The following is a 12880-nucleotide window of genomic DNA, read 5'->3' as shown; positions in this document are numbered from 1 at the left end:
TGTACGTAATCTATGACAGTTAATCCATTATCACCTCAAACCGATTTAACAACCCGTTTAATTAACGGTATCTTAGGCATTAAACCCCTAGCCAATTTTGCTAAATATCAAGCGCGAGAAATGATTATCAACCGTGCTGAAAAAATAGGGGTTCCTTGGCGAGAAAATGTGCGTCAACTACGTCAACATGACTGGGAAAAAGAATTACAAATAGTAGAAAATTCTAATTTAGTCTATCCTGATTATTATTTATGTTCCTTTCATGCTTACGAAAAAGGTAATTTAAACTGGACTTCTGCTTTAGAAGTAGAATCTGCAGCTTATGCGGTTCATGCTAATATTTGGCCAGGGGAAGGAGTCAAGGGAGATCCCCATTTACGTCATAATTATCATGAGGTACTAAAAGAGCAATTATTGATCACACCTCAAGCTATTTTAGACATCGGATGTAGTGTGGGAATAAGTACCTTTTCTCTACAAGAAATCTATCCCCAAGCAACTGTAACTGGACTTGATTTATCCCCTTATCATTTAGCAGTTGCTCACTATCGTAGTCAACTACGAAATACTTCAATTAAGTGGTTACATGGGGCGGCAGAATCAACTAATTTACCTGATAATTCCTTGGACTTAGTGTCTTCTTTTTTATTATTTCATGAATTACCCCAGAAACCGGCCAAAGAGATTTTTAAAGAAGCCCGTCGCTTGCTAAAAACTGGAGGTTATTTTACCATGATGGATATGAATCCTCGTGCTGAAGCTTTCCAAAAAATGCCTCCTTACGTCATGACATTGTTAAAAAGTACGGAACCTTATTTAGACGAATACTTTAGTTTAGACGTTGAAAATGAGTTAGTAGAGGCAGGATTTGAGTCACCTAAAATTACACCAATTAGTCCCCGTCATCGTACGATTGTAGCACAAGTAAAAGGGTAACAATAAGACCATAATGTAGGATGTGTTCCCAACGCATCCCACTATCCATAGCGTATTTAACTATTTTTTATGATTATATGGCTCGTCAATGTGCAAAATCTGACTTTCCTAGCAAAATTTGTTCAGTTTGTGGCCTTTCTTTTACTTGGCGCAAAAAGTGGGCCAAATGTTGGCATGATGTAAAGTATTGCTCTGAACGCTGTCGCCGACGACGTTCTTCTAGTAACAACCCATAAAGGATATCCCCATAATGACCACACAACAACCCAGATTAATCATACATGGTGGTGCTAGTTCTCTTGACGATAAAGGCGGTTTATCTAAAGTTCGTAAGTCTCTCCATCATATCGTCAACGAGGTTTATAACTGTCTCAAAAATGGCGGAACTGCCATAGATGCAGTGGTTCTAGGTTGCCAACATCTTGAAGATGAACCCAGTTTTAATGCAGGTACAGGTTCAGTGTTACAGTCTGATGGACAAATTCGCATGAGTGCGTCTTTAATGGAAGGTGTCAGCCAAACTTTTAGCGGGGTGATTAATGTTTCTCGCGTGCAACATCCCATTGAATTAGCTAAATATTTGCAAACCCAAAGCGATCGCATTCTTTCTGATCTGGGTGCGGCTGAATTAGCAAGAGAACTGCAAATCCCCATTTATGACCCTTTAACCGAGTTTCGGGCCCAAGAATGGATTGCAGAGTGGAAAGACAATTTTCAGCGTAAAATGGGGCGATTATTCGCTAATACAGAGTCTTCTGAAGGGGGACGGGGAACCATTGGGGTTGTGGCTTTAGATAGTTATGGGGCGATCGCGGCTGGAACTTCCACAGGAGGCAAAGGATTAGAAAGAATAGGCCGAGTGAGTGATTCAGCCATGCCGGCCGGAAATTATGCTACAGCTAATGGGGGTGTAAGTTGTACTGGTGTGGGAGAAGATATTGTTAATGAGTGTTTGGCCGCTAAAATTGTCATCAGAGTAGGAGACGGTTTTTCCTTACCTGAAGCGATGGAAAAATCCATGCAAGAATCTCAAAAAAATCAACGAGATTTAGCCGCGATCGCCCTGGATGCTAATGGGGTTATAAGTTGGGGTAAAACCTGTGAAATTCTTCTAGCAGCCTATCATAATGGTTCTATTATTGGGGATACATTAGAGTGGCCATCAGAAGAATTAATGGGTTATATTTCCTAACAAATAAAAGCGCATCCCTATAAATCATTGGTGAGTTGGCCTTTTCAGACTAAAATTAAACCTATCATCACTTGAGCAACCGTCGGGAATTAGGAGAAACAAATATGCCAGCACAACCTGCTGTGGGATCGATAGAAACAAAGGGCTTTCCTGGTATTTTAGCTGCCGCCGATGCTATGGTTAAAGCGGGGCGGATCACAATTGTGGGTTATCTTAGGGCCGGAAGTGCGCGTTTTACTCTCAATATTCGCGGAGATGTCCAAGAGGTAAAAACCGCCATGGAAGCAGGAATAGAAGCGATTAACCGCACTGAAGGCGCAACCTTAGAAACTTGGGTAATTATTCCCCGTCCTCATGATAATGTGGTCGGAGTATTGCCTATTGATTATAGTGACGCGGTTGAACCTTTCAGATTATCGGCTGAAGGAATTCCCCTTCCTAACAGTGGTCGCCGATAACCTGGTACATTTCAGCAAAAAAACCACTGCGAACGGGATAAATTGACGTTCGCAGCCTTTTATTAGCAAAATATGCCTAACCCCTCTATACCTAGAATTGAATATTTGCGTGTACAAAATTATCGCGCATTACATGACCTTGAGCTTAAAAAGATAACGCCACTGACAGTATTTCTGGGACCTAATGGAAGTGGTAAATCAACTATTTTTGATGTGTTTGCGTTCTTATCTGAATGTTTCACCGTTGGCTTAAAAAAAGCATGGGAGAAACGAGGAAGATTTAGAGAATTAAGAACCAGAGGACAAGAAGGATCTATTATTGTTGAATTAAAATATAGAGAAAAAGTTAATTCTCCAATTATTACTTATCATTTAGCCATTAATGAAACTAATAATCGCCCCTATGTTGCCGAAGAATGGTTACATTGGAGACGAACAAGTAAAGGTAAACCTTTTCGCTTTTTAGATTTTAAAGAAGGAGAAGGAAAAGTGATTAGTGGAGAAACACCAGGTGAACAAGATGAACGAATTTATGAACAATTAGAATCTGCTGAATTTTTAGCAGTTAGTACCTTGGGACAATTCGCTAAACATCCTCGTGTTAGTGCTTTACGTCGGTTTATTACGGGTTGGTATTTATCCTATTTAACTGCAGATAATACCCGAACTCAACCCGAAGCAGGAGGACAAGAAAGACTGTCCCCTACAGGAGATAATTTGCCTAATGTGATTCAATATCTTAAAGAAGAACATTCAGAAAGATTAGACCATATTCTAGCAATTCTTTCTCGTCGAATTCCCAGATTAGAAAAAGTTGAAGCCTCAATTATGCCTGATGGCAGGTTGTTATTACAAATAAAAGATGCTCCTTTTCAGAATCCTATCTTAGCAAAATTTGCCTCCGATGGCACATTAAAAATGTTAGCTTATTTAACTGTATTATATGATCCAGACCCACCTCAATTAGTGGGAATAGAAGAACCGGAAAATCATCTTCATCCTCGGTTACTACCTGAATTAGCCGAAGAATGTCGCGCTGCTTCTGCCAATACACAATTAATGGTAACAACTCATTCTCCCTTCTTTGTTGATGGGTTAAAACCAGAGGAAGTTTGGGTACTTTATCGAGATGAAAATGGTTTTACTCAAGCTAAACGAACATCAGAAATGGAAGGAGTTAAAGAATTTATCCAAAATGGCGCATTATTAGGTCAATTATGGATGGAAAATTACTTTGATGTCGGTAATATTAATAATCAATAAAAAAAGCGAGGAAGACGTGCATCTTGAGTTTTTAGTTGAAGAATTTTCTGCTAAAGAGTGTTTAGAAACAATTTTACCTAAAATATTATCTCCAAATATTACCTATAAAATTCATGATTTTCGAGGTAAATCTGATTTAATCAAGAAATTACCTGATAGATTAAAAGGTTATAAAGCCTGGATTCCACAAGATTATAAAATTATTGTTCTTGTTGATAGAGATAATGAAGATTGTACAAAGCTAAAAGATAAATTAGAAAAAATAGCAAGAGAAACAGGATTTATGACTCAATCAAACCGTAAAAATCAAAAGGCTTTCCAACTTTTAAATAGAATAGCAATAATTGTAGGATGAACAGCTTTCCCCTTTTTTCCCTAAATTACTACTGACTTGATATTGTGTTAGGGTTATTGGACAGCTTTTTTAGTGGTATTCTGGGACTGACATCCTAAGCCAAGTTTAATAGGCTAAAGATAGATCATCCAGTTTAAGGAGTCAAGTCAATGTGGAGCCATTTTTTTAGTTGCGGGAGACAAGGGCAACCATTGCATACTCATCAAACCCGCCAGAAAGTCGAGAAAGACGGTATTGCCATTATTATAGAAAACGAAAGCTTAAGACAACTTCATCTCAAGCAAAGTCAGTCTTGGAGTGGAACCAAAGGTCATTATCAGATTCCTGAACAGATTAAACCAGGGGAATTAGTGGTTTTTGATGTCAAAAGAGAAGCCATTATGAGAACTCAAGGGGTTGTGGTTTACCAAATTACTGATCCTAACCCTGATCATCCAGAATATGTGTTAATTATCGGCTGGTCAAATCCTCATACCCAGGAACCCCTCAAACAAGCTTTTGTTAAAATTATGCCCCTAGAAGACTATCAAAACACCAGTTGGGATAAGATTCATTCTTGGCTAGATCAAAGCAGTGGCCAGTCTCATTCAACCGCTAATGGCTATCTAGCTTATGCTAAAGCGATCGAACGGGGGAGTTTACCCCTTTGGGTTAATTGTCTCAAAAGCTGATTATTTGCTAACACAGGCAAGATTTCTGTGCCACACTTGACGCTGTACTGAAAATGGGTAACAATAGCATTCATGATATTTACAAAATTTTAACAAAGTTTACTTATGGCTATAATCAGGGGAACAAACCTATCCGAAATCCTCAATGGGGTTTTGGGAGAAAACGACATTATCTATGGTTTGGCAGGTAATGATATTATTAATGGTAATGCAGGTAACGACGCACTTTATGGGGAAGCAGCCCTGTATCAAGGCAAATATTACCTGTTTACTGATAGCCTATCTTGGACAGCCGCTCAAGCTCAAGCAGTAGCTTTGGGGGGAAATTTAGTTACTGTCAATGATCTAGCAGAAAATCAATGGTTAACGGCGAATTTTGGCGGACAAGGTAATCTTTGGCTTGGTTTAACGGATCAAAGCATTGAAGGAAGTTTTTCTTGGATTAACGGCGAAACTATTACTGCTACCTATCGTAATTGGTTGACCGGACAGCCGACGAATGTTACAGGGTTAGAAGATTATGCCAGTCTGAACATTGCTTCTGGTCTTTGGAGTTCGTTGCCTAATACTACAATACAACGTGGGATCATCGAAATTGAGACGATTTCAACAGGTAATGATACTCTCAATGGTGGTGCTGGTAATGATACCCTCTTTGGTGGTTTAGGTGATGATAGCCTTGATGGGGGTTTAGATACAGATACTGCCGACTATAGCGGTTTAAGTCAAGCTATTACCCTTAGCGGTTTAAGTCAATCTATTACCCTTTTACCTATACTGGTTGTTAATAAAGGTTCTGCCGGAACTGACAACCTGACGAGTATTGAACGAGTTATCGGGGCCATCGGTCAAGCAAATACGATCGATGCCTCAACAGTGACTAATTTTGCGCCGGATGCTACCCTTAACGCCAATTTACTGACTCAATCTGTTGTTACTAATACGGGGATTGCCACTGTTCCCAACGTATCATTCACTGCCATTAACTTCCTCAATGTGATCGGTACCAACAATAATGACACGATTACAGGGGATAATAACAACAATGTTCTATCAGGCGGTTTAGGTAATGATAGCTTAAGCGGCAATGGTGGTAATGACACCCTCAATGGTGGTGCTGGCAATGATAGTTTAATCGGTGGCACTGGTAATGATAGCCTTGATGGGGGTTTAGATACAGATACGGCAGACTATAGTGGTTTAGGTCAAGCTATTACCCTTAGCGGTTCAATTCAAGCTATTACCCTTTTACCTATACTGGTTGTTAATAAAGGTTCTGCCGGAACTGACAACCTGACGAGTATTGAACGAGTTATCGGGGCCATCGGTCAAGCAAATACGATCGATGCTTCAACAGTGACTAATTTTGCGCCGGATGCCACCCTTAACGCCAATTTAACTTCTCAATTTGTTGTTGCTAATACGGGGATTGCCACTGTTCCAAACGTATCATTCACTGCTATTAACTTTCTCAATGTGATCGGTACCAACAATAACGATACCATTGTTGGAGATAACGCCAATAATAGGCTCACTGGGGGAGAGGGTAACGATACCCTCAATGGTGGTGCTGGCGGCAATGACAGCCTATTTGGAGGGGCTGGCAATGATAATTTAATCGGTGGCACTGGTAATGATAGTCTTGATGGGGGTTTAGATACAGATACCGTTGACTATAGCGCATTAGGTCAAGCCGTTACCATCAGACCCCAAGGTTCAGTCAGCAAAGGAACTGCTGGAACTGATCAATTAGTCAGCATTGAACGCATTATCGGCGCAACAGGTCAAGTTAACCTCATTGATGCCTCTACGGCCACTAATTTTGGCTCTGGTGCTACCATTAACGTCAATTTAGCTTCTCAATCCGTGCTTATTAATACGGGGATTGCTACCCCTCCAAGCGTATCATTCACTGCCATTAACTTTGTCAATGCGATCGGTACAAATAATAACGATACCCTGACTGGAGACACGGGCAATAATAACCTTTCTGGACTAAGCGGAAATGACATCCTTGACGGGGGAACCGGAGGCAATGACAGCTTATTTGGAGGTGCTGGCAATGATAGTTTAATCGGTGGTACTGGTAATGATAGCCTCGATGGAGGAGGCGATACGGACACCGCTAACTATAGCGCAATCGGTCAAGCCATCACCTACCAAACCACAGGATTTGTTAGTAAAGGAACGGCCGGAACCGATCAATTAGTCAGTGTTGAACGCATTATAGGCGCAACGGCTCAAAGTAACACCATTGACGCTTCTACAAGTTTTACCATTAACGCTAATTTAGCCACTCAATCTTTGACGGTTAATGGTTCATTTATTCTTGGGTTGGAAAATTTCGTCAACGTCAACGGTACAGCTAATAACGATACCATTGTTGGAGATAACGCTAATAATACGCTGACTGGGGGAGGCGGTAACGATACCCTCAATGGTGGTGCTGGCGGCAATGACAGCCTATTTGGAGGTGCTGGCAATGATAGTTTAATCGGTGGCACAGGTAATGATAGTCTCGATGGGGGAGCAGATACAGACACCGTTGACTATAGCGCATTAGGTCAAGCCGTTACCGTAAGACCGTTTGGGGTTGTCAGCAAGGGAATCGCTGGAACCGACAATCTGACAAGTATTGAACGCATTATCGGTGCAGTCGGTCTAACTAATACTATCGATTCCTCAACCACACCCGGAACCGGAACCATTAACGTTAATTTAGCCAATCAATCCCTGATTGTAAATACGGGTGTTGCCACTCCCCCTAGTATAGCATTGACCGTAACTAACTTTACTAATGTTATCGGTACAGTCAATGATGATACGATCGCGGGTGATACTAACAATAACAACCTTATCGGTGAAAGCGGTAACGACATTTTAAGTGGAAATACTGGTAATGATACCCTTAATGGGGGCGACGGCAATGACCAGATTTTCGGCGATTTTACTACCATTTCCACCCTTGGTGGCAATGATACAATTATTGGTAGTAGTGGGGATGACACTATTAACGGCGGTGTGGGCAGCGATACCGTCAATTACAGCAGTCTAACGGATGCTATTACCTTATTAGCAGGTGGTATCGTCAATAAAGGCATTTTCGGCACCGACAAGATTGTAGATATAGAAACCGTAATTGGTGCGATCGGTCAAAATAATACCATTGATGCCTCTACTGGAGTTGCCCTCACTACCTCTCTAACGGCTAATTTAGCCACCAATAGCTTGACAATTAATGGTTTACCTGCGCCCATTAATTCCCTCACCTTGAATGTGCAGAATTTTGTTAATATTGTTGGTACAACCCAAGGGGATAACCTCAAAGGTAACAATCTCGCCAACGAATTAATCGGTAATGAGGGGAATGACACCATTCAAGGGTTAGGTGGTGATGATCTTCTCGATGGAGGTGACGGCAACGACCAGCTTTTAGGTGGAGATGGAACTGATCAACTTTTAGGGGGATTAGGTAACGATAGTCTCCAAGGAGACAACGGTAACGACTTTCTCAGTGGTGACTTAGGCAATGATACCTTGCGAGGAGGCAATGGAGATGACATACTTGATGGTGGTATTGGCAATGACAGTATACTAGGAGGCGCAAATAACGATCTTATCTTCGGCAATGTGGGTGATGACATCCTCTTTGGTGAAGCGGGTGATGATTTAGTATTTGGAGATGATGGGAATGATCGCCTCTATGGAGGTGATGGTATCGACGATTTGAACGGAGGTACTGGCAAGGATCTTCTCTATGGTGGTAACAGCAATGATATCCTCTTTGGTAACGATGATGATGACACCCTCTTTGGTGAAGCAGGAGACGATTTACTTGATGGTGGTAAAGGTAACGATGTTTTACACGGAGGACTAGGTAATGATATCTTTGCGATCGCGGTAGGCAATGGCAATGATATCGTTCAAGACTTCCAAATTGGATTTGATAAAATTGGCTTAAGTGGAGGATTGCTATTTACCCAATTAACCATTTTTGGATTCGGTACTAATACCTTCATCCGCAATACCAGCACTTCTGAGCTTCTAGCGACGTTGCAAAATGTCAATGTCGGTTTAATTAACTCTGCTGATTTTACCACAGTCTAGTAAATTGACACAGCTAATTTGGAGCATTAAAATTCGGGTTTGTTGGGTTTTGTTCCTCAACCCAACCTACAATCTATTACACTAGGGTCTGTAAGGGCTTAATACTATTAAGCCCCTATATTTACAGCTTACCTAATAAGTCTAAAACCTTTTTTATGTAACATTTAAACGAGAAAATAAATTTTGTCTAATGGCTTCAAAATACAAAGAAATAGGCAGCTGATAGTATTCTATAATTAGCCAAACTATACAACTTAAATGAGACAGAAAAGTTAACCCTATCCAAAATACGGGAAACCAAGATAAGGGACTATCAGTCAATGGTGGAAAAACATATACCCCTAAACTAACTAAACTTGTAGGTAAGACAACAAATGCTATCCCTCCTACTTGATAAAACCATTTTAATTGACTTGATGAGCGCATACCTTGCCAACTTTTTCCTGTCCAATACCAAGTTAAAGGCAGTTGACTATCAACTAGGGTAAGAGATTGTTTTTCCAAATTTGCCGTAAAAATATGATGACAGAAATTACAAGCAAAAGCCTCCATCAAAGGCAATGTACTAATTTCACCATGACGACAGACAGGACAAGTATAGGAACTATGATAATTTAAGGGGTTAACTAAAACAAAAGAATAAGACATTAGACAAAATATAGATAACTTAAGCAAAATTAGGGGGAATATTAGTCAATGGAGAAGAATGTTTCAACTTTAAGCGTCGCAGTTGTTGTTCAATAATAGTTTGTAACTTAGCCCGCTCAATTTCAGTTCCATGCTCTTTCTTTCCTGCTACTTCCATAAATATAATACTATCAAGACGATCTACAGTAAAAAGTTGAAACAAAATATGAGCAACAGGTAAAGAAACAATGCGAATATCAGGAGTAGTAATACCCTGGAAACTAGCCGCATCTTTACGAGTTGAAAACGCATAAATTACCCGTTTATCAGATTGTTGCTTTTCTCGATGTCTAAGGGTTGTTACCAACCATGAGCGATCTTCACTATGCAATACATGATAATGAGTATGTTGCAATTGACTGGCAAAAAACTTCAAGGCAGGAATTACGGCCTTTTCCATCACAATCTTAGAAACGCCATGTTGGGGGGCCTCATTAATTAGAATTTGCAGTTGTTCGTCTAAATTCATAAGATTGATTAGAAATAAGATAGTTCGTCTCAAGTTTACAAAGAGGACCGTCCTCTTGATACATTATCTGCAATACTCTTAAGAATAAGTTTGACCATATCAGGAAATTTCACTAATTCCTTAGCTAAGACCATTTTACCTTCAAAAGATAGAAGACTAATCATCTTCACAATTTCGGTCACTCCTAATTCTGATGGTAGCGTATCTTGCTGTTTGTCGCTAAGGTTGTCTTGAGTTAATTCACTAAATGGTTCTTCTAAAAGTTTTGTCTGGTTTATCTGGGGATTAGGGGGTAAAATAAACGTCTGTGACTCATTATCTTGTTGTGACTCCTCAGAATTGTCTAATAAAGACTTCTCATTGACATCAAGATCAAACAAAATGTTCCCCTCAAACAGATGAGCCATTTCTGGGTCATTTTTAGCTACCATTAATGACTTGACTAGATTTTCTCCCACTTCATTAAATTCTGATAAAAGAGAGATAAACGGATCAGAAAGTTCCTCTGACGGTGATGATAGATCAGGTGGTAGACTTAAGGCTTCTTCCCAAGGTAATTTTTCTGATTCCCCTCCATTACTCATCTGTTCGAGATTAACCTTATAACAAGCCATTTTCGCTGGCAATCCCCGTAAATACCAACGATACATCTCGGCTAAATGGTTCTCGTCTCCTTGCCATTGTAAAGCAATAGTATCTCGTATTTCTAGGGAAATTAGCGATCGCAGTTCTGAAAGGGGTTTATCTGTCCATTCATCGGGTTCGACTGTCAGTTGATGATAATCTTCATCTGTAACTTGTTCTCCCTTTTGTATCAAAGTCGCGATCGCAGAAGAAACACTTTTTGAGACAGTTTGAGTTTTGGGTTTATCCCGTCTTAATGCTTCTTCAATACACCGTTTAATAGCGGATTTTACGGGGCGATTTTGTTCAGGGGAAATCCATTCAAGAGAGATTTGCTCAAAGCTTTGGAACAATTCTAGGGCCATCCGATAAAGTTTGAGTAATCTCTCATCTTTAACTTTAGTTAAGCCATGAACTTGATTAAAAATCAGGTCACTATCTCCTTTGATTTCTAAGCTACGCAGGCCAAGTTTTTGGGCTTTTTTCAAGCCGATAATCAAAGCCGTATATTCGGCTTCATGCTTACTGACAAAGGAAATTAACTGACTAACAGTGTATCGTTTTCCGTTAGGCATCAACAATACGGCAGCAGCGGCCCCTTGACCTGAATTTTCTAATGATCCTCCATCAAATAGCATGATAGGGATATCCTTGACAATGATTGGTTGATTGATATGACTCGACATCGTCGTAAAAGGAAAACACATTAGGAATAACGTAAATCAGTCAATGATGCTAATATAAAGAGGCTCTTTCTTTATCTCAAATCATTAAAAAGATTGTTGAAACATTTTAAGAGACTCTAAATGTTGATTTTGTTGTTGTAATTGGGTCATAATAGAATTACAAACTAAATCACATAAAGGAAACACTAATGGGTTCGCAATTTCATACACCACATTAACACCTTGTTGAGTTCGAGTGACAATTCCTGCTTGGGTTAATAGTTTTAAATGTTTAGAGACATTTGCTTGTCCTAACCCCGTAATTTCAATAATTTGAGAGACATTTTTTGACCCTCCTTTTAACGAACAAACAATCTGTAACCGACTCGCTTCTGATAACACTTTGAAAAAGTCTGCAATCATGGTTAAAACCGTAGGAGATAGTTGAACAGTACTATCTTCAGGCAATAGTGTCATCCCGATGGGTGATCCTGAGTTAGACAGTTGAGGCATATTGTTATATGAGTAATAAACTAGATAAGAATATTAAGTATTTGCATTATAACTTAACTAGGTCTACTTTATTATATTCTCAAGTAGTAATTTAATAAATTAGTTAATTATCATTTGTGATACAGGCTTCGAGCTTGTTACGGGCAAGATGCCCGTTCCACAGTATTATTGTTACAATAATAGAATAAATCGGACTTTTTAACCTATAAACTCAAATGAAATTAGATGAATTATTAACCCAATATGCACAAGGAAAAAGAAATTTTCCTCAAGTTATTTTGCGAGAGGTAGATTTAATTGAAATTAACCTGATGGGTATCAATTTAGAAGGTTCAGATTTACGTCAATCTCGACTAGGAAAAAGTAACTTAAGTCAAGCAAATCTAAAAAAAGTTGACTTAAGCGAATCAATTTTGTGGGGAACAGATTTGAGAGAAACTGACTTATCTGGGGCAATATTACGAGATGCTGATCTCAGTGGTGCTAAATTAATTGAAGCTAATTTGACAAATTCTTATTTAAGTAAAGCGAGTTTATGTGGGGCTAATTTGACAGGCGCAAAATTAATTCATAGTATTTTATATGAAGTAGATTTACGTCCTACATCTGAACGAAGAACCAATTTAGGAGAGGCAGATTTAAGTTATACAGACTTATGTTATGCTAATTTAAGTGCGGCTTTATTGTATCGAGTAAATTTGTCAGGCGCAAAATTATGTCGGGCAAAATTATGTCGAGAACCTTATCATTCACAGTTTCCTACTGACTTAACAGAAGCGAATTTACAAGGGGCCGATTTAAGTTATGCCGACTTAACAGATGCTATTTTAGTTAATGCTAATTTAAAAGATGCTGACTTAACAGGAACTATCCTAACTAATGCCGATTTAAGAGGGGCAGTTATGTTATGAATTATGAATTATGAATTATGAATTATGAA

Annotated in this window: 13 protein-coding genes; 9 read left to right on the top strand and 4 right to left on the bottom strand. The window is 39.3% G+C overall.

Features of this window, described 5'->3' with window-relative positions; genetic code table 11:
- Nucleotides 1-12: 12 nt before the first annotated feature.
- The 8 genes from AsFPU1_RS20385 to AsFPU1_RS20350 all read left to right on the top strand — a co-directional run bounded on the left by AsFPU1_RS20385 (nucleotide 13) and on the right by AsFPU1_RS20350 (nucleotide 8982).
- Nucleotides 13-936: a class I SAM-dependent methyltransferase gene (locus AsFPU1_RS20385; RefSeq protein WP_124973737.1), complete on the top strand. Its 924-nt coding sequence runs from the start codon at nucleotides 13-15 to the stop codon at nucleotides 934-936.
- A 77-nt stretch (nucleotides 937-1013) separates the two neighbouring features.
- On the top strand, nucleotides 1014-1172 hold the full coding sequence (locus AsFPU1_RS20380; protein WP_124973735.1) for a DUF2256 domain-containing protein: 159 nt from the start codon (nucleotides 1014-1016) through the stop codon (nucleotides 1170-1172).
- Between the two features lie 14 nt (nucleotides 1173-1186).
- Nucleotides 1187-2128, top strand: a complete 942-nt coding sequence (locus AsFPU1_RS20375; protein ID WP_124973733.1) for an isoaspartyl peptidase/L-asparaginase — start codon at nucleotides 1187-1189, stop codon at nucleotides 2126-2128.
- A gap of 104 nt (nucleotides 2129-2232) precedes the next feature.
- On the top strand, nucleotides 2233-2586 hold the full coding sequence (locus tag AsFPU1_RS20370) for a carbon dioxide-concentrating mechanism protein CcmK (protein WP_124973731.1): 354 nt from the start codon (nucleotides 2233-2235) through the stop codon (nucleotides 2584-2586).
- Between the two features lie 72 nt (nucleotides 2587-2658).
- On the top strand, nucleotides 2659-3849 hold the full coding sequence (locus AsFPU1_RS20365) for an AAA family ATPase (protein ID WP_124973729.1): 1191 nt from the start codon (nucleotides 2659-2661) through the stop codon (nucleotides 3847-3849).
- Complete coding sequence (locus tag AsFPU1_RS20360) at nucleotides 3824-4204, top strand: DUF4276 family protein (RefSeq protein WP_227873464.1); 381 nt, start codon at nucleotides 3824-3826, stop codon at nucleotides 4202-4204. Before AsFPU1_RS20365 ends, AsFPU1_RS20360 begins: the two co-directional genes overlap by 26 nt.
- A gap of 149 nt (nucleotides 4205-4353) precedes the next feature.
- Nucleotides 4354-4875 (top strand): hypothetical protein, encoded by a 522-nt coding sequence (locus tag AsFPU1_RS20355; RefSeq protein ID WP_124973727.1) that lies wholly within the window; start codon nucleotides 4354-4356, stop codon nucleotides 4873-4875.
- 105 nt (nucleotides 4876-4980) lie between these two features.
- Nucleotides 4981-8982 carry a beta strand repeat-containing protein gene (locus tag AsFPU1_RS20350; protein WP_124973725.1) on the top strand — a complete coding sequence of 1334 codons (4002 nt, stop codon included), beginning with the start codon at nucleotides 4981-4983 and terminating at the stop codon, nucleotides 8980-8982.
- A 153-nt stretch (nucleotides 8983-9135) separates the two neighbouring features.
- Here AsFPU1_RS20350 and AsFPU1_RS20345 read toward each other — a convergent pair whose 3' ends face one another.
- The 4 genes from AsFPU1_RS20345 to AsFPU1_RS20330 form a co-directional block, all read right to left on the bottom strand.
- Nucleotides 9136-9630, bottom strand: coding sequence for a hypothetical protein (locus AsFPU1_RS20345; RefSeq protein ID WP_124973722.1), 495 nt, complete (start codon nucleotides 9628-9630; stop codon nucleotides 9136-9138).
- 19 nt (nucleotides 9631-9649) lie between these two features.
- Entirely contained in the window at nucleotides 9650-10138 is a 489-nt protein-coding gene (locus tag AsFPU1_RS20340) for a hypothetical protein (protein WP_124973720.1), read from the bottom strand.
- A gap of 35 nt (nucleotides 10139-10173) precedes the next feature.
- Nucleotides 10174-11448, bottom strand: coding sequence for a ribonuclease HI family protein (locus AsFPU1_RS20335; RefSeq protein ID WP_124973718.1), 1275 nt, complete (start codon nucleotides 11446-11448; stop codon nucleotides 10174-10176).
- 84 nt (nucleotides 11449-11532) lie between these two features.
- Nucleotides 11533-11904, bottom strand: coding sequence for an ArsR/SmtB family transcription factor (locus AsFPU1_RS20330; RefSeq protein WP_438357510.1), 372 nt, complete (start codon nucleotides 11902-11904; stop codon nucleotides 11533-11535).
- Nucleotides 11905-12155: 251 nt separating this feature from the next.
- Between AsFPU1_RS20330 and hetL the strand changes: the two genes are divergently transcribed.
- On the top strand, nucleotides 12156-12851 hold the full coding sequence (gene hetL, locus AsFPU1_RS20325) for a heterocyst differentiation pentapeptide repeat protein HetL (protein WP_124973714.1): 696 nt from the start codon (nucleotides 12156-12158) through the stop codon (nucleotides 12849-12851).
- Nucleotides 12852-12880: the final 29 nt, after the last annotated feature.

This window comes from Aphanothece sacrum FPU1, assembly GCF_003864295.1.
GTDB classification, from domain to species: Bacteria; Cyanobacteriota; Cyanobacteriia; order Cyanobacteriales; family Microcystaceae; genus Aphanothece_B; species Aphanothece_B sacrum.
Note: the sequence above shows the minus strand (reverse complement) of the source record. Positions and strands in the feature narration are given on the sequence as shown.

Coding starts and splice junctions, on each gene's coding strand:
- AsFPU1_RS20385 (WP_124973737.1), top strand. CDS start 13: ATGACAGTTAATCCATTATCACCTCAAACCGATTTAACAACCCGTTTA.
- AsFPU1_RS20380 (WP_124973735.1), top strand. CDS start 1,014: ATGGCTCGTCAATGTGCAAAATCTGACTTTCCTAGCAAAATTTGTTCA.
- AsFPU1_RS20375 (WP_124973733.1), top strand. CDS start 1,187: ATGACCACACAACAACCCAGATTAATCATACATGGTGGTGCTAGTTCT.
- AsFPU1_RS20370 (WP_124973731.1), top strand. CDS start 2,233: ATGCCAGCACAACCTGCTGTGGGATCGATAGAAACAAAGGGCTTTCCT.
- AsFPU1_RS20365 (WP_124973729.1), top strand. CDS start 2,659: ATGCCTAACCCCTCTATACCTAGAATTGAATATTTGCGTGTACAAAAT.
- AsFPU1_RS20360 (WP_227873464.1), top strand. CDS start 3,824: ATGTCGGTAATATTAATAATCAATAAAAAAAGCGAGGAAGACGTGCAT.
- AsFPU1_RS20355 (WP_124973727.1), top strand. CDS start 4,354: ATGTGGAGCCATTTTTTTAGTTGCGGGAGACAAGGGCAACCATTGCAT.
- AsFPU1_RS20350 (WP_124973725.1), top strand. CDS start 4,981: ATGGCTATAATCAGGGGAACAAACCTATCCGAAATCCTCAATGGGGTT.
- AsFPU1_RS20345 (WP_124973722.1), bottom strand. CDS start 9,630: ATGTCTTATTCTTTTGTTTTAGTTAACCCCTTAAATTATCATAGTTCC.
- AsFPU1_RS20340 (WP_124973720.1), bottom strand. CDS start 10,138: ATGAATTTAGACGAACAACTGCAAATTCTAATTAATGAGGCCCCCCAA.
- AsFPU1_RS20335 (WP_124973718.1), bottom strand. CDS start 11,448: ATGTCGAGTCATATCAATCAACCAATCATTGTCAAGGATATCCCTATC.
- AsFPU1_RS20330 (WP_438357510.1), bottom strand. CDS start 11,904: ATGACACTATTGCCTGAAGATAGTACTGTTCAACTATCTCCTACGGTT.
- hetL (WP_124973714.1), top strand. CDS start 12,156: ATGAAATTAGATGAATTATTAACCCAATATGCACAAGGAAAAAGAAAT.